This is a genomic window from Cupriavidus sp. FW216-B1, assembly GCF_058789195.1.
This window is the reverse complement of the sequence record NZ_JBYTEL010000015.1, coordinates 88,230-110,203: the sequence shown is the minus strand read 5'-3', so window position 1 is coordinate 110,203 and position 21,974 is coordinate 88,230. Positions and strand designations below refer to the sequence as shown.

Here is a 21,974-nt window from a genome sequence, read left to right as displayed (position 1 = left end):
CACCGGAAGAACGCACCCGAAGCACGGCGCCGCGCCCGCCCGGGCGCGGCCTAGAGGATGACCGGCTCGGGCTCGATGCGCACGCCGAAGCGCGCCGCCACCGTCTCGGCGATGCGCTGCGCCAGCGCCAGCAGTTCCTGCCCGTTGCCGCCGCCGTGGTGCACCAGCACCAGGGCCTGCTTGCCGTACACGCCGACCGCGCCGTCGCGCAGGCCCTTGAGGCCGCACTGGTCGATCAGCCAGCCGGCCGCCAGCTTGTAGCTGCCGTCGGGCTGGGCATGGCTGACCAGCCCGGGATGCCGGGCCAGCAGCGCGTCGCGCTGCGCCGCGCTTACCACCGGATTCTTGAAGAAGCTGCCCGCGTTGCCGATCTCGGCCGGGTCGGGCAGCTTGCGCGAGCGGATCGCGATGATCGCGTCGCGGATGCGCGCGGCGCTGACCGGCGCGTTTGACGTATCTGGCGCATCCGGCCCCTGGGCGATTTCCCGCGCCAGTTCCGCGTAGCCGAGCACCGGCTGCCACGGCCGCGGCAGCCGCAGCGTGACCGCGGTGATGATGTAGCGGTCGCGGCCCTCGGCCTTGAACAGGCTGTCGCGGTAGGCGAAGCGGCACTGCTCGCGCGTGAGCGTGACGAATGCGCCGGCCTGGCGGTCCCAGGCGCGCAGGCTGTCGAAGCGCTCGCGCAGCTCCACGCCGTAGGCGCCGATGTTCTGGATCGGCGCGGCGCCGGCGGTGCCGGGGATCAGCGCCAGGTTTTCCAGGCCCGGCATGCCGTCGGCGATGGTGCGGCAGACCAGCGCGTGCCAGTTCTCGCCGGCGCCGGCCGTCACCAGGAAGGCGTCGTCGGCCGCGCGGGCCGCGTAGCCGGGAATTTCCATCAGCAGCACCAGCGCGTCGAGGTCGCGCGTGAGCACCACGTTGCTGCCGCCGCCCAGCACCACCAGCGGCAGCCCCTGCGCGCGCGGGTCGGCCAGCGCCTGCCGCAAGTCGGCCTCGCTGCGCACATGCGCGGCGAAGCGCGCGCGCACGTCGAATCCCAATGTATTGTGGCGGCGCAGGGGATAAAATTCGTGGAAATCTGCCATGCAAGGGAAAGGTGAAGCGGCGGCCGCGCGGCGGCGCCGGACTGCAGGGTAGGCTGGATTATACGTAAGCGCCGCCGCCGGCCCGCCGCGGGCGGGCGGCGCTACACCGCAACATCAGCAACATCAGCAACATCAGCAACAGGCAAGACAAGGAGAGTGCAAATGCCGTCGTTTGACGTAGTGTGCGAAGCGAACATGGTCGAGGTGAAGAACTCGGTCGAGCAGGCCAACAAGGAAATCACCACCCGTTTCGACTTCAAGGGATCGGACGCGCGGGTCGAGCACAAGGAAAACGAGCTGACCGCGTTCGCCGACGACGATTTCAAGCTCGGCCAGGTCAAGGACGTGCTGATCAACAAGATGGCCAAGCGCAATGTGGACGTGCGCTTCCTCGACTACGGCAAGACCGAGAAGATCAGCGGCGACAAGGTCAAGCAGGTCATCACCATCAAGAAGGGCGTCACCGGCGACCTGGCCAAGAAGATCGTGCGCCTGATCAAGGACAGCAAGATCAAGGTGCAGGCCAGCATCCAGGGCGACGCGGTGCGCGTGTCCGGCACCAAGCGCGACGACCTGCAGAACGTGATCGCGCTGTTGCGCAAGGACGTCCCCGAGGCGCCGCTGGACTTCAACAACTTCCGCGACTGATCCGGTCGCCGCGCGCGGCGGGCATGCCGCCGCGCCGTCCCGCTAGCGCGGCTGCGGCAGGCCGCCGATCTTCGCGCCGGCCTTCAGGCCCTTCTGCGCGAACCATCCCTTGTTCATCTCCAGCGCGTAGCGCACGGCCGCGCGCGGGCAATGATTGTCTTCCGTCTGCGGCGCCATGTCCTCGATGTTGACGATGGCGCCGTCGTCGGCGAGGAAGGCGATCGACAGCGGCAGGTCGGTGTTCTTCATCCAGAAGCAGTGCCCGGCCTTGTCCTCGAAGACGAACAGCATGCCTTCGTTGGCGGGCATGTTCTTGCGGTACATCAGGCCCAGCTCGCGGGATTCCGGCGTGGCGGCGATTGCCGCCTTGATCGCGTACATGCCCGCGGTAAGCTGCCTGACCGGCAGGCCGCTGGCCGGCGCCTGGGCCAGCGCGGAAGTCAGGAAGGCAACGGCGCAGCCGCCGGCGAGAAGGAACGGGAGGACAGGACGCATGGAAGGGAAGCGGCGGATGACGGGTTTAGGACAGCCGCCAGCATAACGCAGCTATCGCGCGCGCGGCGCGCGCGATGGTTTCGCCGCGTTGCCCGGCCGGGCCGGCCGCGCGGCGGCCAACAAAAAAGGCAGGCGGCCCCGCGGGCAGCCTGCCTTTCGCATGCCGGACGCAAGGTCCGGCGCGCCAGCAGTGAACTTACTGGGCGGCCGGCGCGTCAGCCTTGGCAGCCGCAGCAGCCTTGGCCTTGCGAGCGTGCTTGGCGTGGCTCTTCTTGGCGCTCTTGGCCGGCTTGGCAGCCGGAGCTTCCGCTGCGGGCGCCGCGGCGGCCGGAGCAGCCGGTGCGGGAGCGGCGGCTTGAGCGAAAGCGCCGGTGGCGAACAGGCCGGCGACCAGAGCAGCGATCAGTTTGTTCATGCTATCTACCTCGGAAGGTTGAATCGATTCGAAAGAGTGACTCGTGTGCGACGTGTCACTGTCAAAAACGAAGCGCGGCGGCGGGCCGTTGACCCGCGATCTGTTAATTTTTGTAACTTTATCGCCGCGGGCGCCCCGGACTCCGGGTTTGCCGCCCGGCAGGCGCGCGTGTCGTGTCCGCGCGCGGGGAGGGATGCGGGCGCGGCGCGGCGGCGGCGGCGGGCAGGCCCAGATCCGCGGCCGAGACCTCGCACCACTGCCCGGGCGCCAGCCCGAGCGCGCGCAGGTCGAGCGCGCCGATCTTCACGCGCACCAGACGCAGGGTGGGAAAGCCGACCGCCGCCGTCATGCGCCGCACCTGCCGGTTCTTGCCCTCGCGGATCTCCATTTCCAGCCATTGCGTCGGGATGGCGGCGCGGAACCGCACCGGCGGCTGGCGCGGCCACAGGAAGCCGGGCTCCTCGATCAGGCGCGCCTGCGCGGGCCGGGTGCGGAAGTCGCCGAGGTCCACGCCCGCGCGCAGGCGCGCGAGCGCGTCCGCGCCGGGCACGTTTTCCACCTGCACCAGGTACGTCTTCGCCAGCTTGTGGTGCGGATCGGCGATGCGCGCCTGCAGGGCGCCGTCGTCGGTCAGCAGTAGCAGGCCCTCGCTGTCGGCATCGAGCCGGCCGGCCGGGTACACGCCGGGCAGCGCCACGCAGTCGGCCAGCGTCGGGCGCGACGGGTGCGCGGAAAACTGGCTCATGGTGCCGAAGGGTTTGTTCAGGGCGATCAGGGTCATGCGGAGGCTGGAAGACGATGCCGGCAACGCGCCGACGGGCGCCAGTATGCCGCAGCCGCGCGCCCGGCCGGCGGCCCGGCGCTGCGGCAGGGCGCCGTGGCGATGGCGGATCGCGGGATTTTGTTGCATAATGAAAGACAGTCTTATGTCTTATATAAGACTGGAACGCATTTGGCGTGCCACCGGCCGGCGGCTGTGTGCAACGCACCATCGCAGCTTCGGCGATCCCGCTAAAATGCCCCCGCGCTTCCCCATATCCCGCCGCCCGGCCCGCGCGCCTGGCGGCCTGTCCCATCCCCCCGTTCCGTACTGGAGACGTCATGTACCAACACATCAAGGTTCCGGCCGGTGACAAGATCACGGTCAACCAGGATTTCTCGCTGAATGTTCCGGACAATCCGATCATTCCCTTCATCGAGGGCGACGGAACGGGCCTGGACATCACCCCGGTGATGATCAAGGTGGTCGACGCCGCGGTGGCCAAGGCCTACGCCGGCAAGCGCAAGATCTCGTGGATGGAGATCTACGCCGGCGAGAAGTCGACCAAGGTCTACGGCCCCGACGTGTGGCTGCCCGAGGAGACGCTGCAGGCCCTGAAGGAATACGTGGTGTCGATCAAGGGCCCGCTGACCACGCCGGTCGGCGGCGGCATCCGCTCGCTGAACGTGGCGCTGCGCCAGCAACTCGACCTCTACGTCTGCCTGCGCCCGGTGGCCTACTTCAAGGGCGTGCCTTCGCCGGTGCGCGAGCCGCAGAAGATCGACATGGTGATCTTCCGCGAGAACTCGGAAGACATCTACGCCGGCATCGAGTGGGAAGCGGAAAGCGAGCAGGCCAAGAAGCTGATCGCCTTCCTGCAGAACGAGATGGGCGTCAAGAAGATCCGCTTCCCGGAAACCTCGGGCATCGGCGTCAAGCCGGTTTCCCGCCAGGGCACCCAGCGCCTGGTGCGCAAGGCCATCCAGTACGCGATCGACAACGACAAACCCTCCGTGACCATCGTGCACAAGGGCAACATCATGAAGTTCACCGAAGGCGGCTTCCGCGACTGGGCCTACGAGCTGGCGCAGAAGGAATTCGGCGCCGAGCCGATCGACGGTGGCCCGTGGTGCAAGTTCAAGAACCCCAAGACCGGCCGCGAGATCGTCATCAAGGACGCCATCGCCGACGCCTTCCTGCAGCAGATCCTGCTGCGCCCGGCCGAATACTCGGTGATCGCCACGCTGAACCTGAACGGCGACTACATCTCCGACGCGCTGGCGGCCCAGGTCGGCGGCATCGGCATCGCCCCCGGCGCCAACCTGTCCGACTCGGTGGCCATGTTCGAAGCCACCCACGGCACCGCGCCGAAGTACGCCGGCAAGGACTACGTGAACCCGGGCTCCGAGATCCTGTCCGCCGAAATGATGCTGCGCCACATGGGCTGGACCGAGGCCGCCGACCTGATCATCTCGTCGATGGAGAAATCGATCCTGTCGAAGAAGGTCACCTACGACTTCGCCCGCCTGCTTGAAGGCGCCACACAGGTGTCGTGCTCGGGCTTTGGCCAGGTGATGATCGACAATATGTAAGCGCTAGCTGCCAGCTGCCCCTTCTGGCTTGGAGGCGCGAGCCGGCCGGCCCCCGGGCTTCCGCGAGGAGGTGCCGGGGGTTTTTCATTGGTGCGCGCAGTCAGGATGAAACCGGAAGGGATCGTGGCAGGCGGGGTTGTCGGCGGCGCTGCCGCGATGTGGCAGCCAAACAAAAAGCCCGGCATTGACCTGACCGGGCTTTTTGACGGATGCGTCGCGTACTGCTGTTCAGCCTGTCTTTCCGGACACGGCACGCCGGCAGCCAGGGCCGGGCGGTATCCGGGGGGCTACAGGCCGATCCCGTTCCGGGGAGGACTCCCCCGCATCCTTTCGTGGCCGCCGCGCGCTCTGCCGGCGGGTGCGGCCATGCACAGCGTCTTCAGGCAGCAGCGTCCTGGATATTGGTGGCTTGCTTGCCCTTGGGACCCTGGATGATTTCGAAGGATACGCGCTGACCCTCTTTCAGGGTCTTGAAGCCACTCATCTGGATGGCCGAAAAGTGCGCAAACAGTTCTTCTTCGCCGTCGTCCGGCTTGATGAACCCAAAGCCCTTGGCGTCATTGAACCATTTGACGATACCGCTTGCCATAAACTCCCCCAACAAAAAAAGCAGGATACGAGCGGGGGAAAGCGCCGCGGCCAGCCGGCGCCCGGCATGTGGCTTCGCGCCGGGCCGGTCAGACCGGGCCGGGCGCTGTGGCACGACTTGCGGGGCACCGCGTGGCGGCCAGTTTCTCGATGCTGACTCGCCGCCGCCGGATTCGTGGGCCTCCCTGCTCACGGATCACCCAGGTCCGGCATATTGCTTGGCTCGCGTAACCAGACTGAATGTGTGAACGATTCTTCTGGCAAACATGGTCACTGTCAAGCTGGCAGATTCCCCACTCGCCGTAGGGTGTGGCGGGAAAGGAACGGCGGTCGGTGGTATTTTGGAGGGGTTTGGGTCCTGGCGGCGCGCCCGCGCTTCCGGGTGTCCCCGGATGCATTCGGCATCTCCGGAATTTCGATGGCCGCTGCATCGGCCTCTTGAATCCCGTGTCTTTTCCCCAAATTGCAGAGTTGTGCGTAAGGGTTAGAATAAAGCCATGGCTACACGGCTGGCAAATGTCCCACAACGCGAAGCAGGCACCGTACTGGAGCGGAAAGAGCAGGCGCTCAAACCGCCCGCCATGTACAAGGTCCTGCTGCTGAATGACGACTTCACCCCGATGGAGTTCGTCGTGATGATCCTGCAGCAGTATTTCAGCAGGGACCGGGAGACGGCGACGCAGATCATGCTCACCGTCCACCGGGAAGGCAAGGGGGTCTGCGGTATCTATACCAGGGATATCGCGGCGACGAAGGTCGAGCTGGTGTCAACGCACGCACGGCAGGCGGGTCATCCGTTGCAGTGCGTGATGGAGGAAGCATGATTGCGCAAGAATTGGAAGTCAGCCTGCACATGGCGTTTGTTGAAGCGCGGCAGGCACGCCACGAGTTCATCACCGTGGAGCACCTGCTACTGGCGTTGCTTGACAACCCCACGGCAGCGGAAGTCTTGCGCGCCTGCGCAGCCAATATCGAGGACCTGCGCACCAGCCTGAAAAATTTCATCGCGGACAATACCCCGGTGGTGCCCGGCACCGACGAGGTGGATACCCAGCCCACGCTGGGCTTCCAGCGCGTGATCCAGCGCGCCATCATGCACGTGCAGTCCACTTCCAACGGCAAGAAGGAAGTGACGGGCGCCAACGTGCTGGTGGCGATCTTCGGCGAAAAGGACTCGCACGCGGTGTACTACCTCCAGCAGCAGGGCGTGACCCGGCTGGACGTGGTCAATTTCATCAGCCACGGCATCCGCAAGGACCAGGCCGAGCCCGCCAAGCATGGCGAGGGCGCGGCCGAGGGCGAAGGCGGCGATGGCAAGGAAAGCCCGCTCGAGCAGTTCACCCAGAACCTGAACGTGCTGGCCAAGGCCGGCAAGATCGATCCGCTGATCGGCCGCGAGAGCGAAGTCGAGCGCGTGGTCCAGGTGCTGTGCCGCCGGCGCAAGAACAACCCGCTGCTGGTGGGCGAGGCCGGCGTCGGCAAGACCGCCATCGCGGAGGGCCTGGCCTGGCGCATCACCAAGAACGAAGTGCCCGACATCCTCGAAAAGGCGGTCGTGTACTCGCTCGACATGGGCGCGCTGCTGGCCGGCACCAAGTACCGCGGCGATTTCGAGCAGCGCCTCAAGGGCGTGCTCAAGTCGCTCAAGGACAATCCGAACGCGATCCTGTTCATCGACGAGATCCACACGCTGATCGGCGCGGGCGCCGCCTCGGGCGGCACGCTGGACGCCAGCAACCTGCTCAAGCCGGCGCTGTCGTCGGGCCAGCTCAAGTGCATCGGCGCGACCACCTTCACCGAGTATCGCGGCATCTTCGAGAAGGACGCGGCGCTGTCGCGCCGGTTCCAGAAGATCGACGTGGTGGAGCCGTCGGTCGACCAGACCGTGCAGATCCTGCGCGGCCTGAAGTCGCGCTTCGAGGAGCACCACGGCGTCAAGTACGCGGCGGCGGCGCTGACTGCCGCGGCCGAGCTGTCGGCGCGCTTCATCACCGACCGCCACCTGCCGGACAAGGCCATCGATGTGATCGACGAGGCAGGCGCCGCGCAGCGCATCCTGCCGAAGTCCAAGCAGAAGAAGACCATCGGCAAGGGCGAGATCGAGGACATCGTCTCGCGCATCGCCCGCATCCCGCCGCAGAGCGTCAACCAGGACGACCGCAGCAAGCTGCAGACGCTGGACCGCGACCTGAAGTCGGTGGTGTTCGGCCAGGACCCGGCCATCGAGGCGCTGGCCTCGGCCATCAAGATGTCGCGCGCGGGCCTGGGCAAGACCGACAAGCCGATCGGCTCGTTCCTGTTCTCCGGCCCGACCGGCGTGGGCAAGACCGAGGTCGCCAAGCAGCTCGCTTTCATCATGGGCATCGAGCTGCTGCGCTTCGACATGTCCGAATACATGGAGCGCCACGCGGTGAGCCGGCTGATCGGCGCGCCTCCGGGCTACGTGGGCTTCGACCAGGGCGGCCTGCTGACCGAGGCCGTCACCAAGAAGCCGCACTGCGTGCTGCTGCTCGACGAAATCGAGAAGGCGCACCCGGACATCTTCAACATCCTGCTGCAGGTGATGGACCACGGCGCGCTGACCGACAACAACGGCCGCCGCGCCGACTTCCGCAACGTGATCATCATCATGACCACCAATGCGGGAGCGGAGACCATGAACCGCGCCACCATCGGCTTCACCTCGGCGCGCGAGCAGGGCGACGAGATGGCCGACATCAAGCGCATGTTCACGCCGGAGTTCCGCAACCGGCTGGACGCCATCATCAGCTTCCGCTCGCTGGACGAGGAAATCATCCTGCGCGTGGTGGACAAGTTCCTCATGCAGCTCGAGGAGCAGCTCCACGAGAAGAAGGTGGAAGCCAGCTTCAGCGAGAAACTGCGCAAGTTCCTCGCCAAGAAGGGCTTCGATCCGCTGATGGGCGCGCGGCCGATGCAGCGCCTGATCCAGGACCTGATCCGCAAGGCGCTGGCCGACGAACTGCTGTTCGGCAAGCTGGTCTCGGGCGGCAAGGTCGTGGTCGACCTCGACGAGCAGGACCAGATCAAGCTGGACTTCACCGAAGCCGCCGCGGAGCCGCCGGAACCCCCGGAGGCGCCCGAGAACGAGAAGGCGGAGGTGTAAGGCGCCCGCCGGGCGGGAAGGCTGGCGGCAGTCCTGCCGCCAGCAATTCGTGCTATCCTCGGGCAAAATACAGGGCGGCAGCAATGCCGCCCTTTTTTGTTGTGGCCGGGTGCGGCTGCCACGGTAGCTGCGTCGAGCCCGCCATTTGCCTGAGTACCCGATGTCCCTGACCGAACGCTCGCGGCTGCGCCGCCTGCTGCTCAAATCGCTGCCGCTGGGCGCGATGCCCCTGATTCCCGCGCCCGGCCATGCCGCCCAGGGCGGCGATGCCCCCGTCGGCGGCGCCGGCCGGCCCATTTCGATGGTGCTGCCGTTCCCGCCCGGCGGCAGCGTCGACATCGTCGCGCGCCAGCTGCAGCCCGGCCTCAAGAGCGGCCTCGGCCAGACCGTGGTGATCGACAACAAGCCGGGCGCCGGCGGGCTGATCGCCTCCAGCATGGTGGCGCGCGCCAGGCCCGACGGCACCACCCTGCTGATGGCGTTCGACACCCACGCCATCAACCCGTTTGCCTACAAGCACCTGCCTTACGACACCTTCCGCGATTTCACGCCGATCTCGCAGCTGGTACGCTTCCCGCTGGTGATCGCCGCCAATCCCTCGCTGCCGGCTTCCAACGTGAAGGAACTGGTGGCGATGGCGCGCGAGAAGCCGGAGAGCATCCACTACGCCTCGTCGGGCGTGGGCAGCCTCAACCAGCTGGCGGCCGAGGCGCTGGCGACCGAGGCCGGGGTGCGCTTTCTCCATGTTCCATACAAAGGCGGCGGCCCGGCGGTGCAGGCCGTGCTGTCCAACGAAGTCGACGTCTTTTTCTCGAGCTACGCGGCCGTGCAGGCGCACGTGGCGGCCAAGACGGTCAAGCTGCTGGGCGTGACCGGCAGCGCGCGGCTGCCCCAGTTCCCGCAACTGCCGACCGTGAGCGAGCAGGGCTATCGCGGCTTCGAGGCGTATTCCTGGATCGGCGTGTTCGGCCCGGCCGGCCTGCCCGAGCCGCTGGTGGGCCGCCTGCACGACGCGCTGGTGCGCGCGCTGCGGCAGCCGCGCGTGATGGACGCGCTGGCCATGCAGGGTTTCGAGGTCGTCGGCGGCAGCCCGGCCGAACTCGCCAGCCTGGTCCGCCATGAGCACGACAAGTGGCAGGCGGTGGCGCGCAAGGCCAACATCCAGTTCGACTGACCGGCCGATTGCGGCCGGTCGACCGATTCGATTGATTGCAGGACTTGCAGAGGTAGCGATGACGACGGAACCGCTAGACCATGCCGTGATGGTGTGCCCCGATCTCGACGCCGCCGCGCAGGCGTGGCGCGGGTTCGGCTTCACCCTGACGCCGCGCGGCTACCACACGCTCGGCTCGCAGAACCATTGCGTGATGCTGGAGCGCGACTACCTGGAGCTGCTGCACGTCACCGCGCCGAGCCCCGCGCGCCAGTATTACTGGGACGCCCAGCAAGCCGGCGGCGGCTGCGCGGCGCTGTCCTGCAAGAGCGCCGACAGCGCCGCGGCCGCGACGCAGCTGCGCGCGGACGGATGGCATGCCTCGGAGGCGGTCAGGTTCTCGCGCCCGGTGCGGCTGGACGACGGCAGCGAGCATCCCGCCACGTTCTGCGTCACCGCCATCGACGATGCGCCCGGCGCGCGCTTCTTCCTCTGCGAGCACGTCACGCCGGAGCTGCTGTGGCGCCCCGAGTGGACCGCGCACGCCAACGGCGCCACCGGCATCGCCACCATGTTCCTGGTGGTGGCGCCGGCGCTGGTCGACGCCGCCGGCCGGGCCTATGCCGAGCTCACCGGCGGCGAGATGACGCAAATCAACGAGCACATCTGCAGCCTGGCGCTGGACGGCGCGGCGCTGGTCGTGACCACGCCGCAGGCGCTGGCCGCGGCCACCGGTACCGAGCAGGTGCGGCGCGCGGTGCCCGGTTATGCCGCCATCCGGCTGCGCACCGCAGACCTCGCCGCGGCCCGCGCGCACTGGCGCGCCGCCGGCGTGGACGCGTTCGACCTGGGCCCGGCGCAGAGCCTGATCCCGGCCGCGCTGGCCGGCGGCGTGGCGCTGCTGTTCGAGCAGGCGCACTAACAGGCTCGCCAGCGGGCGCGCCGCGCGCGCCTGCTTTCCCGTCCCGCGGCGCTCAGGCGCCCTTGCCGGCGTGGTGCACGCCGGTCGAGCCGAACCCGCCCGCGCCGCGCGCGCTGTCCGCGGAAAAATCCTCCACCGTCCTGAACACGGGCCGCAGCACCGGCACGAACATCATCTGCGCGATGCGCTCGCCCGGCTCGATCACGATCGGCGCGGTGCCGGGCGCGTTGCGGTTCCACACGCTGACCATGATCGGGCCCTGGTAGTCGGCATCGATCACGCCGATCGAATTGCCCAGCACCAGCCCCTTCTTGTGGCCCAGGCCCGAGCGCGGCGCGATGGTGGCCGCCATGTACGGATTGGCCATGTGCACGGCGATGCCGGCCGGCACCAGCTGCGCCGGCGTGCCGGGCGCGATCGTGAGCGGCGCGTCCAGGCAGGCGTGCAGGTCGATCGCCGCCGCCATGTCGCTCTGGTAGGCGGGCAGGCCCCATTCGTGCAGGCGTGCGTCGAGCACCTTGATTTCGACGGTCGGATTGGCTTCGATGGTCATGGCTGTCGGTCCCGGAAAACGAAAAACGTTGGCAACCCGGGATGATAGCCGAACGGGCCGCCGCGCCGGCCCGCCTCAGTCCGCCGAGAGATCGAAGGCCTGCGCCAGCAGTTCGTAGGTGCGCAGCCGCGCCGCGTAGCTGGCGGCCACGCTCAGCACCACCAGTTCGTCGGCCTGGAAGCGCTCGCGCAGGTCCAGCATGCGCTGCGCCACCTGCTCCGGCGTGCCGCAGATGGTGCGCGGGCGCTCGCGCTCGACGATCAGGCGGTCGCGCTCGGTGGGCTCGTGCCGCGCGGCCTGCTCCAGCGACGGGATCGGCGCATTGACGCCATAGGCCATCTGCAGCCGGCGCAGGTCCACGGCGCGCTCCAGCGCCGCCGCCTCGGCCTCGGTATCGGCGCAGATCACGAAGATCGCCGCGGCGCTGTACGGGCGCGCGTCATACGCGGGCGCGAAGTCCTCGCGGTAGTGGCGCGCCACGGCGTGGCCCATGTGCGGATTGATGAAGTGGGCGAAGGCGAAGCGCAGGCCGAGCCGGGCCGCCAGCGCGCCGCCGTAGTCGCTCGAGCCCAGCACCCACAGCTCGGGCCGGGTATCGATCTCCGGCTGCGGCACCACGCCCTCGGCGATGTGCCCGGGCGGCACCTCGCCGCGCAGCAGCCAGGACAGGTCCTGCACCTGCTCGGCGAAACGGTCGCCGCGGTTGTAGTCGCCCATCGCCACGGCCTGCGCGGTGCGCAGGTCGCCGCCCGGCGCGCGGCCCACGCCGAGGTCGATGCGGCCCGGGAACAGGCCTTCGAGCATGCGGAACTGCTCGGCCACCTTGAACGGGCTGTAGTAGGGCAGCATCACGCCGCCCGAGCCCAGCCGGATGCGCCGCGTGACGCTGCCCAGGCGCGCCAGCATGACTTCCGGCGCCGGGTTGCACACGCCGCGCAGGCCGTGGTGCTCGGCGCACCAGTAGCGCGTGTAGCCGAGCGCGTCGGCGGCCTGCGCCAGCTCCACCGTGGCGGCCAGCGCGTCGCGCGCGCTGTGGCCGGCGATGACCGGGCTCTGGTCCAGCACCGAGAGGCGCAGCTTGGGTTTGCTTTCAGGCATGTGGGGTTCGTGCCAAGGGGAGGGGGTCGTGTGAAAGGGACGCGGGCGCGGGCTTCAGCGCGCCGGCAGGCGCTGGCCGATGGCGGCCACCAGGTGGCGCGCCAGCGTGAGCTTGTCCGCGCGCGGCAGGCGCGTCACGCCCCTGGCGTCGAACAGCACGATCTCGTTGTCGTCGAGGCCGAAGGTCTGGTGGCCGATATTGCCGACCAGCAGCGGCACGTTCTTGCGCTGGCGCTTCTGCTCGCCGTATTGCTCGAGCTTCTCGCTCTCGGCGGCGAAGCCCACGCAGTAGGGCGCGTTCGCGCGCGCCGCCACGGCGGCGAGGATGTCCGGGTTCTGCACGAACCGCAGCGTCGGCGTGTCGGTGTCGTTGGCCTTCTTGAGTTTCTGCGTGGCCACCTCGGCCGGGCGCCAGTCGGCCACCGCCGCCACGGCGATGAACACGTCGGCGCCGGTCAGGTTCGCCAGCACCGCGTCGAACATCTGCTGCGCGCTTTCCACGTCGGCGCGCGCCACGCCGCGCGGCGTCGGCTGCGCGGTCGGTCCCGCCACCAGGATCACGTCGGCGCCGGCCTCGCGCGCCGCGCGCGCGATGGCGAAGCCCATCTTGCCCGAGGAGCGGTTGGTGATGCCGCGCACCGGGTCGATCGCCTCGAAGGTCGGCCCGGCCGTGATCACCACGCGGCGGCCCGCCAGCGGCTTGGGCTGGAAGAAGGCGACGAGGTCCTCGACGATCTCCTCCGGCTCCAGCATGCGGCCGTCGCCGATCTCGCCGCAGGCCTGGTCGCCGCTGCCGGGGCCGAGGATCGCCACGCCGTCGGCGCGCAGTTGCGCGGCATTGCGCTGCGTGGCCGGCGCGCCCCACATCTGGCGGTTCATGGCGGGCACCACCAGCAGCGGGCAGTCGCGCGCGATGCACAGCGTGGAGAGCAGGTCGTCGCACAGGCCGTTGGCCAGCCGCGCGAGGAAATCGGTGGAGGCGGGTGCGATGACGATGGCGTCGGCCTCGCGCGACAGGTCGATGTGGGCCATGTTGTTGCCCACGCGCGCATCCCACTGGGACGTGAATACCGGCCGGCCCGACAGCGCCTGCATCGTGACCGGGGTGATGAAGTGGGTCGCGGCCTCGGTCATGACCACCTGCACGGTCGCGCCGGCCTTGGTCAGCAGGCGGACCAGCTCGGCCGACTTGTAGCAGGCGATGCCGCCGGTCAGGCCAAGGACGAGATGCTTGCCTCGCAGATCCATGATGCTCTTTGCTCGAAGGTGTGGTCCGGGTGCCGGGGCTCGGTTGCCTTGCGATTGTCCCGCAATGGCATGCCGCTGCGCCGGAGAAACGTCAATAATACCGGCTTGCCCGCGCGCGCGTTTGCCGCGCCGCCGCTCGCGGCCGCGCCGGCCTCCCCATCCCGCTCATCCTCTCACCTTTGCCCGCCAACCTCATGTCGCCACGTCCCTTGTTTCGCCAGCACCGCACGCCGCGCCCGCTGCGCCCGCAGAACCTGATCCTGCTGTTGCTGGCGGGCGTGTTCGCGCTGGCCCTGCTGCTGCTGGCCTTCGCCAAGGTCTGGCTGCCGCGCGAGGACGTGCCGGCGCGGGCGGACTGGATCGTGGTGCTGGGCGGGGAATCGGGCGAGCGCGTGATCGGCGCGGCGGAGCTGTATCACGCCGGCGTGGCGCCGTTCGTGTTCGTCACCGGCGCCGGCGACTGCCTGCTCAACGTGCGGCGCCTGGTCATGGCCGGCGTGCCGCGCGGGCGCATCGGCTACGAATGCACTTCGCGCAGCACCTGGGAAAACGCCCGCATGACGCGGGCGCAGCTGGAGCGGTTCGCGCCGCGCCGGGCGGTGCTGGTGACCAGCTGGTACCACACCGGCCGGGCCCTGCAATCGTTCCGCCAGGCCTGGGGCGAGGTCGAGTGGGGCGCCCACGGCGTCCATCCCGGCGTGAGCCTGGACAGGTCGCTGGTGGTCTACGAAGCGGGCGCGGTGCTTGCCGAATATCTCAAGCACGCCTGGTACGCCGTGCGCCACTGAGCGCGCGGCGCGCCCGGCGCCGTTCAGTGCCGGCGCACGCGCCGCAGCTCGTCCACGATCAGCAGCACCGCGCCGACCGTGATGGCGCAGTCCGCCACGTTGAACGCGGGCCAGTGGTAGTTGCGCGCGTGGAAGTCGAGGAAGTCGATCACGTGGCCGTAGATCACGCGGTCCACCACGTTGCCGATGGCGCCGCCCAGGATCAGCGAGATGGCGAAGCAGAACAGGCGCTGGCCGGTGTGGCGGTACAGCATCCACACGATGAACAGGCCCACCACCACGCCCAGCGCGGTGAAGAACCAGCGCTGCCAGCCGCCGGCGTCGGCCAGGAAGCTGAAGGCGGCGCCCTTGTTGTAGACCAGCACCAGGTTGAAGAAGCCGGTCACGGGGCGCGATTCGCCGTAGGCGAAGGTCCTGACGATGACGATCTTGAAGAACTGGTCGAGCACGATCACCAGCAGGGCGAACGCCAGCCACAGCAGCGGCGTGGTGTGGCTGGCCTTGCTGGCGCGCTTGCCGGCGCGCGCGCCGCGTGTGGTGGTGGCGGCCATCAGGCGTGGCTCCTGTGTTCGCCGGCGCCGAACAGGTTGCTGTCGCAGCGCCCGCAGAGGGTGGGATGGGCCGGGTCGCGGCCGACGTCGGCGCGGTAGTGCCAGCAGCGCTCGCACTTGGCGTGGGCCGACGGCGTCACCGTGACCATCAGGTCGCCGCCTTCCGGCGCCGGCGCCACCTTGGCTGCCGAGGTCAGCAGCACGAAGCGCAGGTCGTCGGCCAGGCTTTGCAGCGCGGCCAGCACCGGGCCGCCGGCCTGGATGGTGACTTCGGCCTGCAGCGACGAGCCGATCTCGCCGTCCACGCGCACCGCTTCGAGCTGCCTGGTGACTTCCGCGCGCACGTCGCGGATGGTCTGCCACTTCTGCAGCAGGTCGTCGGCGTCGTCGACCGCCGGCACCTCGTAGTAGGTGCTGGTGAAGATGGTGTCGCGGTGCTCGGTGCCGTGGCCGAAGATCTGCCACGCTTCCTCGGCGGTAAACGAGAGGAACGGCGCCATCCAGTGCAGCATGGCCTGGGTGACGTGGTAGACCGCGTTCTGCGCGGCGCGGCGCGCCTGCGAGCCGGGCGCCGTGGTGTAGAGGCGGTCCTTGAGCACGTCGAGGTAGAAGCCGCCGAGGTCTTCCGAGCAGAAGGTCTGCAGCTTGGCGACCACCGGGTGGAATTCGTAGGCCTCGTAGTGCGACAGGATCTCGCGCTGCAGGCGGCCGGTCAGCGCCACCGCGTAGCGGTCGATCTCCAGCCATTCCGACACCGGCAGCGCGTGCTGCGCGTGGTCGTAGTCGGCCAGGTTGGCCAGCAGGAAGCGCAGCGTGTTGCGGATGCGGCGGTAGCCTTCCACCACGCGCTTGAGGATCTCGTCGGAGATCGACAGCTCGCCCGAGTAGTCGGTCGAGGCCACCCACAGGCGGATGATCTCGGCGCCCATCTTGTTCGACACGTCCTGCGGCGACACCGTGTTGCCGACCGACTTGGACATCTTGCGGCCTTCGCCGTCGACGGTGAAGCCGTGCGTGAGCAGCGCCTTGTAGGGCGGCTTGCCGTACAGCATCGAGGCGGTCAGCAGCGAGGAATGGAACCAGCCGCGGTGCTGGTCCGAGCCTTCCAGGTACAGGTCCGCCAGGCGGCCCTCGGGCAGGTCGGCCGACGGGTCGTACAGGTCCGCGCGGTGCGAGCCGCGGATCACGGTCCAGTGCGTGGTGCCGGAGTCGAACCAGACGTCGAGCGTGTCGCGGTTCTTCTCGTAGAGCGCGGCCTCGTCGCCGAGCAGTTCCTGCGGGTCCAGCGTCTGCCAGGCCTCGATGCCGTGCTGCTCCACGCGCCTGGCCACTTCCTCGAGCAGCGCCGGCGTGCGCGGATGCAGCGCGCCGGTTTCCTTGTGCACGAAGAACGCCATCGGCACGCCCCACTGGCGCTGGCGCGACAGGGTCCAGTCGGGCCGGTTGGCGATCATGTTGTGCAGGCGCTGCTTGCCCCAGGCGGGGTAGAACTCGGTGGCCTCGATGCCGGCCAGCGCGGTCTCGCGCAGGGTCGGGCCGTCGTCGACCGGGTCCACGTCCATGCCCGCGAACCACTGCGAGGTGGCGCGGTAGATGATCGGCGTCTTGTGGCGCCAGCAGTGCATGTAGCTGTGGGTGTACCTGTGCGAGTTGAACAGGTTGCCCGAGGCTTCCAGCACCGCGACGATCTTCGGGTTGGCGTCCCAGATCTTCTCGCCGCCGAACAGCGGCAGCGTGCTGGCGTAGACGCCGTCGCCCATCACCGGGCTGATGATGTCGGCGTCGCTCATGCCGTGCGCCTTGCACGACTGGAAGTCCTCCACGCCGTAGGCCGGCGCCGAGTGCACGATGCCGGTGCCGGTATCGGTGGTGACGTACTCGCCCAGGTAGACCGGCGAGAGGCGGTCGTAGCCCGCGTCGGTCTTCGCCAGCGGATGGTGGAAGCGGATCTCCGACAGCGCCGCGCCCGTGGCGGTGGCCAGCACGCTGCCTTCGAGGCCGTAGACCTTGAGCTGCTCCTCGACGCGCTCGGTGGCCAGGATCAGGTGGCCGCGCGGCGTGTCGACCAGCGCGTATTCCACTTCCGGGTGCACGTTGAGCGCCTGGTTGGACGGGATGGTCCACGGCGTGGTGGTCCAGATCACGACCCAGCCCGGCCTGGCCGCCAGTTGCGCGGCCGGCAGCTTGAACGCATGGGCCAGCTTGTCGGTCTCGGCGAACGGGAAGCCCACGTCGATGGAGAGGTCGGTCTTGTCCTTGTACTCGACCTCGGCCTCGGCCAGCGCCGAGCCGCAGTCGAAGCACCAGTTCACCGGCTTGAGGCCGCGGAACACGTAGCCCTTTTCCATGATCTTGCCCAGCGCGCGCAGCTCGTCGGCTTCGTTGCTGTGGTTCATGGTCAGGTAGGGATGGTCCCAGTCGCCGAGCACGCCCAGGCGCTCGAAGTCCAGCTTCTGGCGGGCGATCTGCTCGGTGGCGTAGGCGCGCGCCTTCGACTGGACTTCCTGCACCGGCAGGCCCTTGCCGAACTGCTTCTCGATCTGGATCTCGATCGGCATGCCGTGGCAGTCCCAGCCCGGCACGTAGACGGCGTCCAGGCCCGACAGGCCGCGCGCCTTGATGATCATGTCCTTGAGGATCTTGTTCACCGCGTGGCCGATGTGGATGTCGCCGTTGGCGTACGGCGGGCCGTCATGCAGGATGAACTTCTTCGCGCCCTTGCGGGCGGCCCGGATCTTCTTGTAGATCTGCTTGTCCTGCCACTGCTTGACCCACAGCGGCTCGCGCTTGGGCAGGTCGCCGCGCATCGGGAACGGGGTGTCGAGCAGGTTGACCGGGTACTTGCTTTTTTCGGGCTTGGCGCGTTTGTCGTTGGACATGTCGATTCTCGGGACAATTCGGTTGGCGCGCGAGGCGCCAGCTCGGCTGGCTGCGGGCGCGCGGTACGGCGTGGGCTGGCTGCGGGGAAGCCTCGGGTTTGAAGGGGTAGCGACCCGGGTCCCGCTGCGCGGGAACGGGGCGCTAGCTAATTCGGTCGGTGGCGGAGGTGGCGAAGTCGCGGCTGCCCGCGGCCGGGGGCGTGCCCGCGGGCGAGCCCGGCACGGTCAGGCCGAAGAACGCGCGCGCATCCGCGCAGTCCTTGGCGATGGCCGCGGTCAGCGCTTCCAGGCCGTCGAAGCGGGCCTCGTCGCGCAGCTTCTTCATGAACTCGACGCGCACCAGCTTGCCGTAGATGCTCTGGCTGAAGTCGAACAGATGCACCTCCAGCAATACCCGGCCGGCGTCCTCGATGGTCGGGCGCACGCCGATGCTGGCCACGCCGGGCACCGGATGCTCGCCCAGGCCGTGCACCTGCACCACGAAGATGCCGCTGACCGCCGGCCGCTTGTGCGAGATGCGCAGGTTGATGGTGGGGAAACCGAGGTCGCGCCCCAGCTTGCGCCCGTGCACCACGTGCCCGCTGATGGCGTAGCCGTGGCCGAGCAGGCGGCGCGCATGCTCGAGGTCGCCGCTGACCAGCGCCTGGCGCACCGCGGAGCTGGAGATGCGCACGCCGCCCTCGGAGACCGAGCCCATCTGCTCGACGTCGAAGCCGAACTGGGCGCCGGCCTGCTGCAGGTAGGCGAAGTCGCCGGCGCGGCGTGCGCCGAAGCGGAAATCGTCGCCGACCAGCAGCCAGCGCGTGTGCAGGCCGTGCCATAGCACGTTCTCGACGAAGGCCTGCGGCGACTGGGCGGCGAAATGGGCGTTGAAATGCTCGACCACCACGCGGTCGACCCCGTTGCGGCGCAGGCTCTCGAGCTTGTCGCGCAGCAGCGCGATGCGCGCGGGCGCCTTGTCCGGGGTGAAGAACTCGCGCGGGTGCGGCTCGAAGGTCATCACGCACAGCGGCAGGCCGCGCGCGTCGGCCGCCGCGCGCGCGCGCGCGAGCAGCGACTGGTGGCCGCGGTGGACACCGTCGAAATTGCCGATGGTCAGGGCGCAGGGCGCCCGGCTCTCGGCATTGGGCAGGCCACGGAAGACTTTCACGAGGACGGCGTCGAGCGTTTGGGTAAAGCGGGCATTATAAGGCGAATGGGGGACGAGTTTCGCCCGGCGGTACCGGGCCCGGCGCGCGGGCTGGCGTTTTTGTGCACGGATCGGCCCATCGGCGTGGCGCCACTCCCCAAAAGGCGGCATGATACGGCGGATCGCATCCGACGTCCCAGCCCTTCCCTTGAACGCGCTGCTCAACCGAATCCTGCCGCCGCCAGGGCCTCCGCTCGATACCGAAACGCGGGCCAAGCTGCTGGCGACCATCCATCGCGTCTCTCCCACCGCCACCGTGGCCTCGCTGGTGCTGCCGGCGCTGACCGCGGTCGCCTTCTGGTCCGCCGCCGACCATGCCGCGCTGCTGGGCTGGTGCGGCGTGATGCTGGTGCTGGCCACCGCGTCGACGTGGTTCTACTACGGCTACCTGCGCGACGGCGCCACCATGAGCCGCTCGGCCCATACGCGCAAGTGGTGGGCCAACATGCGCGCGCTCGCCTTCCTGACCGGGCTGACCTGGGGCAGCTCCGCGCTGCTGCACCTGTTCACCGGCTCCGCCGTGTTCTCCAGCGTGCTGTACCTGCTCGCGGTGGGCGTGCTGGCCGGCGGCGTCACCGCGCAGTCGCCGGTGCCGTCGAACCTGGTCTACGCCGGCATTCCGATCCTGGTGCCCAACATTTTGTTGGCCGATTACGCCTTTCCGGGCCACGGCACCTACGTGCAGTTGCTGCTGGTGGTCTACGCCATCATGCTCACGCGCCACGCGCTGAACCTGCAGCGCACGCTGGTGCGGGCCATCCAGCTCGAGAGCGACAGCCGCCGCCTGGCCAAGCAGTTCCAGGAGGAAAAGGAGCGCGCGCTGCATGCCAGCGAGGAGAAGTCGCGCTTTCTCGCCGCCGCCAGCCACGACCTGCGCCAGCCCGTGCATGCGCTGGTGATGCTGGTCGAGGCGCTGCGCGCGCGCAACAAGTCGTCCTCGCTCCATCCGCTGGTCGAGCAGGTGGCCGCCGGCACCCAGACCATCGACCTGCTGTTCCGCTCGCTGCTGGACCTGTCCAAGCTCGAGGGCCGCAAGGTGCTGCCGACGCTGGAGCCGTGCGAGCTCGGCCACCTGATCAACGAGGTGATGAGCCAGTTCGCCGCCGACGCGCGCGAAAGCGGCCTGACCCTGACCCCGCGCGTGCCCGAGGAACTGTTCGCGATGGCCGAGCCGGTGCTGCTGCGCCGCGCGCTGTTCAACCTCGTGCAGAACGCGCTGCGCTACACCCGCCGCGGCGGCGTGCTGGTGACGGCGCGCGAGCGCCGCAAGCATATCCGCGTGGAGGTGTGGGACACCGGCGCCGGCATCACGCCGGAGCACCTGCCCGACATCTTTTCGCCGTACTACCAGGTGCACAACCCCCAGCGCGACCCGTCCCAGGGCCTGGGGCTGGGGCTGGCCATCTTCAAGGAATGCGTGCGCCTGATGCGCGGCACCTACGGCGTGCGCTCGGTGCCGGGGCGCGGCTCGGTGTTCTGGTTCTCGCTGGCGCCGGTGGAGGCCGAGACCGTGGCCACCATCCGCGCGGTGCGCGCCTCTGCGGCGGCCGAGGACACCAAGCCGGACCATCTGCGCGGCACGGTGCTGGTGGTGGACGACGACACGCAGATCCGCAAGGCCTGGATCGCGCTGATGGAAGCCTGGGGCATCCAGGTCGCGTGCGCCGCGCACGGCGCCGATGCCGACCGCCTGTTCATGCAGGGCCTCAGGCCGGACATCATCTTCTGCGACCTGCGCCTGCCCGGCAGCGAGAACGGGCTGGACCTGCTCGAGCGCTGGCAGAATACCCAGCCGCAGGCGCGCAGCGCGCTGCTGTCGGGCGATCTCAAGTCCGACGCGCTGGCGGCGGCCGAGGAAGCGGGCTATTTCGTGCTGCCCAAGCCGGTCGATCCGGCGGCGCTGCGGCTGCTGCTGCGGCGCTGGCTGCGTCCCGCCTGAAGGCAGGCGGGTGGGCGGCAGGCGGCGGGCGGGGCCCGGCCGCGCCTTACTGGCGCAGGCGGAAACGCTCCATGCGCGACATCACCTGCATGCGCGTGCGCACGCCGAGCCGCTGCAGGATCGCCGAGACGTGTTCCTTGACGGTGTTCTCGGTCAGCCCCAGGCGCCGCGCGATGACCTTGTTCGGCAGCCCTTCGAGCACCAGCGCCAGCACCGAGCCCTGGCGCGGCGTCAGCCCCAGCTCCGCCGGCGTGACCGGGATGCCGTGGGCCGGCCCGAACGACTGCGCGCGGCCGTTGAGGGCTTCGTCGGAAGGAAACGAGGTGTCGCCCGCCAGCACCTTGCGCACGGCCGCGGTGAACGCGTTGGCGTCGAGGTGCTTGCCGACGAAGCCGTAGGCGGCGAGCGCGCGCGCGCGGCCCACGATCTCCGGCGTGGCCTCGGCGGACATGAAGATGAAGCGCGCCGCGGGCACCAGCGTCTTGAGCGCCTGCATGGCGTCGAAGCCGGTGCCGTCGGTGAGCCAGATGTCCAGCAGCACGATATCGGGCCTCAGCCCCTGCTGCAAGGTGTTGAGCGCCTCTTTGGCGCTGCCGGCGGCATGGACCGCAACGTCGGGCATCACTTCCGCCAGGAAGGCGGTGGTGCCGGACAGGGCCATGGGATGATCATCGACCACCAGCAAGGTCGGTGCAGCGTTCGACATGCGATTTCCCGTCTAATTTTCCACTTCGTCCTTGTTGTCACTTGAAGCCGCGTAAACGGTCTGCGCGTGGACGATAGCAGCCACTCTAGCAGAGCGGGCGAGGCGTCACAATCCGTGAACAAGCTAAGCACGTTGCGCGCAGGCCATGCCATTCGGCCTGCCGGCGGGGGTTTCGCGTGTTTTAAGTGCCTAATGCGCTCGCTTTGGCCGTGTACTGGCCCTGCCTTGGTAGAATTGCGCG

Annotated in this window: 20 protein-coding genes; 8 read left to right on the top strand and 12 right to left on the bottom strand. The window is 68.8% G+C overall.

From position 1 onward, the window contains the following. Positions 1-50: 50 nt before the first annotated feature. A complete protein-coding gene (gene murB, locus AC3WXD_RS25345; RefSeq protein WP_492324903.1) occupies positions 51-1,085 on the bottom strand; it encodes a UDP-N-acetylmuramate dehydrogenase in 1,035 nt (344 codons plus the stop codon). 162 nt (positions 1,086-1,247) lie between these two features. Here murB and AC3WXD_RS25340 point away from each other — a divergent pair, with 162 nt between their 5' ends. Further along, positions 1,248-1,733: a YajQ family cyclic di-GMP-binding protein gene (locus AC3WXD_RS25340; RefSeq protein ID WP_020201734.1), complete on the top strand. Its 486-nt coding sequence runs from the start codon at positions 1,248-1,250 to the stop codon at positions 1,731-1,733. 42 nt (positions 1,734-1,775) lie between these two features. Here AC3WXD_RS25340 and AC3WXD_RS25335 read toward each other — a convergent pair whose 3' ends face one another. The 3 genes from AC3WXD_RS25335 to AC3WXD_RS25325 form a co-directional block, all read right to left on the bottom strand. Further along, positions 1,776-2,228 (bottom strand): DUF192 domain-containing protein, encoded by a 453-nt coding sequence (locus tag AC3WXD_RS25335; RefSeq protein ID WP_020201733.1) that lies wholly within the window; start codon positions 2,226-2,228, stop codon positions 1,776-1,778. A 196-nt stretch (positions 2,229-2,424) separates the two neighbouring features. Then, positions 2,425-2,643, bottom strand: coding sequence for a hypothetical protein (locus tag AC3WXD_RS25330; protein ID WP_020201732.1), 219 nt, complete (start codon positions 2,641-2,643; stop codon positions 2,425-2,427). Between the two features lie 118 nt (positions 2,644-2,761). Further along, complete coding sequence (locus AC3WXD_RS25325; RefSeq protein WP_492324902.1) at positions 2,762-3,424, bottom strand: pseudouridine synthase; 663 nt, start codon at positions 3,422-3,424, stop codon at positions 2,762-2,764. Between the two features lie 320 nt (positions 3,425-3,744). Between AC3WXD_RS25325 and icd the strand changes: the two genes are divergently transcribed. Further along, positions 3,745-4,995, top strand: a complete 1,251-nt coding sequence (icd, locus tag AC3WXD_RS25320) for an NADP-dependent isocitrate dehydrogenase (protein WP_020201730.1) — start codon at positions 3,745-3,747, stop codon at positions 4,993-4,995. Between the two features lie 379 nt (positions 4,996-5,374). Here icd and AC3WXD_RS25315 read toward each other — a convergent pair whose 3' ends face one another. Then, the gene (locus tag AC3WXD_RS25315) at positions 5,375-5,584 is read right to left on the bottom strand and encodes a cold-shock protein (protein WP_020201726.1); all 210 of its coding nucleotides are present in this window, start codon (positions 5,582-5,584) and stop codon (positions 5,375-5,377) included. 496 nt (positions 5,585-6,080) lie between these two features. On the opposite strand from AC3WXD_RS25315, the gene clpS reads away from it, so the two are divergent. The 4 genes from clpS to AC3WXD_RS25295 all read left to right on the top strand — a co-directional run bounded on the left by clpS (position 6,081) and on the right by AC3WXD_RS25295 (position 10,782). After that, positions 6,081-6,407 (top strand): ATP-dependent Clp protease adapter ClpS, encoded by a 327-nt coding sequence (gene clpS, locus AC3WXD_RS25310; RefSeq protein WP_006157525.1) that lies wholly within the window; start codon positions 6,081-6,083, stop codon positions 6,405-6,407. Further along, complete coding sequence (clpA, locus tag AC3WXD_RS25305; RefSeq protein ID WP_059413550.1) at positions 6,404-8,707, top strand: ATP-dependent Clp protease ATP-binding subunit ClpA; 2,304 nt, start codon at positions 6,404-6,406, stop codon at positions 8,705-8,707. The genes clpS and clpA overlap by 4 nt, the downstream gene beginning before the upstream one ends. A gap of 160 nt (positions 8,708-8,867) precedes the next feature. Beyond that, on the top strand, positions 8,868-9,881 hold the full coding sequence (locus AC3WXD_RS25300) for a tripartite tricarboxylate transporter substrate binding protein (protein ID WP_454732180.1): 1,014 nt from the start codon (positions 8,868-8,870) through the stop codon (positions 9,879-9,881). 58 nt (positions 9,882-9,939) lie between these two features. Further along, complete coding sequence (locus AC3WXD_RS25295; protein ID WP_059413551.1) at positions 9,940-10,782, top strand: VOC family protein; 843 nt, start codon at positions 9,940-9,942, stop codon at positions 10,780-10,782. A gap of 52 nt (positions 10,783-10,834) precedes the next feature. On the opposite strand, the gene dut is transcribed toward AC3WXD_RS25295, so the two are convergent. The 3 genes from dut to coaBC form a co-directional block, all read right to left on the bottom strand. Beyond that, a complete protein-coding gene (gene dut / locus AC3WXD_RS25290) occupies positions 10,835-11,335 on the bottom strand; it encodes a dUTP diphosphatase (protein ID WP_020201722.1) in 501 nt (166 codons plus the stop codon). A gap of 75 nt (positions 11,336-11,410) precedes the next feature. Then, entirely contained in the window at positions 11,411-12,433 is a 1,023-nt protein-coding gene (locus AC3WXD_RS25285) for an LLM class flavin-dependent oxidoreductase (RefSeq protein WP_492324901.1), read from the bottom strand. A 54-nt stretch (positions 12,434-12,487) separates the two neighbouring features. After that, positions 12,488-13,681 carry a bifunctional phosphopantothenoylcysteine decarboxylase/phosphopantothenate--cysteine ligase CoaBC gene (coaBC, locus tag AC3WXD_RS25280; RefSeq protein ID WP_492324900.1) on the bottom strand — a complete coding sequence of 398 codons (1,194 nt, stop codon included), beginning with the start codon at positions 13,679-13,681 and terminating at the stop codon, positions 12,488-12,490. 194 nt (positions 13,682-13,875) lie between these two features. Here coaBC and AC3WXD_RS25275 point away from each other — a divergent pair, with 194 nt between their 5' ends. Then, positions 13,876-14,469, top strand: coding sequence for a YdcF family protein (locus tag AC3WXD_RS25275; RefSeq protein ID WP_081651342.1), 594 nt, complete (start codon positions 13,876-13,878; stop codon positions 14,467-14,469). Between the two features lie 23 nt (positions 14,470-14,492). Here AC3WXD_RS25275 and lspA read toward each other — a convergent pair whose 3' ends face one another. The 3 genes from lspA to AC3WXD_RS25260 form a co-directional block, all read right to left on the bottom strand. Continuing rightward, entirely contained in the window at positions 14,493-15,020 is a 528-nt protein-coding gene (lspA, locus tag AC3WXD_RS25270; protein ID WP_020201718.1) for a signal peptidase II, read from the bottom strand. Further along, on the bottom strand, positions 15,020-17,899 hold the full coding sequence (ileS, locus tag AC3WXD_RS25265) for an isoleucine--tRNA ligase (protein ID WP_454732176.1): 2,880 nt from the start codon (positions 17,897-17,899) through the stop codon (positions 15,020-15,022). The genes lspA and ileS overlap by 1 nt, the downstream gene beginning before the upstream one ends. Positions 17,900-18,041: 142 nt before the next feature. After that, positions 18,042-19,049: a bifunctional riboflavin kinase/FAD synthetase gene (locus AC3WXD_RS25260; RefSeq protein ID WP_492324899.1), complete on the bottom strand. Its 1,008-nt coding sequence runs from the start codon at positions 19,047-19,049 to the stop codon at positions 18,042-18,044. 148 nt (positions 19,050-19,197) lie between these two features. Between AC3WXD_RS25260 and AC3WXD_RS25255 the strand changes: the two genes are divergently transcribed. Continuing rightward, positions 19,198-21,027, top strand: a complete 1,830-nt coding sequence (locus tag AC3WXD_RS25255) for a hybrid sensor histidine kinase/response regulator (protein ID WP_059413555.1) — start codon at positions 19,198-19,200, stop codon at positions 21,025-21,027. Between the two features lie 46 nt (positions 21,028-21,073). On the opposite strand, the gene AC3WXD_RS25250 is transcribed toward AC3WXD_RS25255, so the two are convergent. Further along, entirely contained in the window at positions 21,074-21,733 is a 660-nt protein-coding gene (locus AC3WXD_RS25250) for a response regulator (protein ID WP_020423701.1), read from the bottom strand. Between the last annotated feature and the right edge of the window lie 241 nt (positions 21,734-21,974).

Excerpts from the sequence above, each read along its gene's own strand:
- AC3WXD_RS25255 (WP_059413555.1), top strand. The coding sequence starts at position 19,198 with ATGATACGGCGGATCGCATCCGACGTCCCAGCCCTTCCCTTGAACGCG.
- dut (WP_020201722.1), bottom strand. The coding sequence starts at position 11,335 with ATGACCATCGAAGCCAATCCGACCGTCGAAATCAAGGTGCTCGACGCA.
- coaBC (WP_492324900.1), bottom strand. The coding sequence starts at position 13,681 with ATGGATCTGCGAGGCAAGCATCTCGTCCTTGGCCTGACCGGCGGCATC.
- ileS (WP_454732176.1), bottom strand. The coding sequence starts at position 17,899 with ATGTCCAACGACAAACGCGCCAAGCCCGAAAAAAGCAAGTACCCGGTC.
- clpS (WP_006157525.1), top strand. The coding sequence starts at position 6,081 with ATGGCTACACGGCTGGCAAATGTCCCACAACGCGAAGCAGGCACCGTA.
- AC3WXD_RS25275 (WP_081651342.1), top strand. The coding sequence starts at position 13,876 with ATGTCGCCACGTCCCTTGTTTCGCCAGCACCGCACGCCGCGCCCGCTG.
- AC3WXD_RS25285 (WP_492324901.1), bottom strand. The coding sequence starts at position 12,433 with ATGCCTGAAAGCAAACCCAAGCTGCGCCTCTCGGTGCTGGACCAGAGC.
- AC3WXD_RS25330 (WP_020201732.1), bottom strand. The coding sequence starts at position 2,643 with ATGAACAAACTGATCGCTGCTCTGGTCGCCGGCCTGTTCGCCACCGGC.
- clpA (WP_059413550.1), top strand. The coding sequence starts at position 6,404 with ATGATTGCGCAAGAATTGGAAGTCAGCCTGCACATGGCGTTTGTTGAA.
- icd (WP_020201730.1), top strand. The coding sequence starts at position 3,745 with ATGTACCAACACATCAAGGTTCCGGCCGGTGACAAGATCACGGTCAAC.
- AC3WXD_RS25295 (WP_059413551.1), top strand. The coding sequence starts at position 9,940 with ATGACGACGGAACCGCTAGACCATGCCGTGATGGTGTGCCCCGATCTC.
- AC3WXD_RS25250 (WP_020423701.1), bottom strand. The coding sequence starts at position 21,733 with ATGTCGAACGCTGCACCGACCTTGCTGGTGGTCGATGATCATCCCATG.
- lspA (WP_020201718.1), bottom strand. The coding sequence starts at position 15,020 with ATGGCCGCCACCACCACACGCGGCGCGCGCGCCGGCAAGCGCGCCAGC.
- AC3WXD_RS25335 (WP_020201733.1), bottom strand. The coding sequence starts at position 2,228 with ATGCGTCCTGTCCTCCCGTTCCTTCTCGCCGGCGGCTGCGCCGTTGCC.
- AC3WXD_RS25315 (WP_020201726.1), bottom strand. The coding sequence starts at position 5,584 with ATGGCAAGCGGTATCGTCAAATGGTTCAATGACGCCAAGGGCTTTGGG.
- murB (WP_492324903.1), bottom strand. The coding sequence starts at position 1,085 with ATGGCAGATTTCCACGAATTTTATCCCCTGCGCCGCCACAATACATTG.
- AC3WXD_RS25325 (WP_492324902.1), bottom strand. The coding sequence starts at position 3,424 with ATGACCCTGATCGCCCTGAACAAACCCTTCGGCACCATGAGCCAGTTT.
- AC3WXD_RS25340 (WP_020201734.1), top strand. The coding sequence starts at position 1,248 with ATGCCGTCGTTTGACGTAGTGTGCGAAGCGAACATGGTCGAGGTGAAG.
- AC3WXD_RS25300 (WP_454732180.1), top strand. The coding sequence starts at position 8,868 with ATGTCCCTGACCGAACGCTCGCGGCTGCGCCGCCTGCTGCTCAAATCG.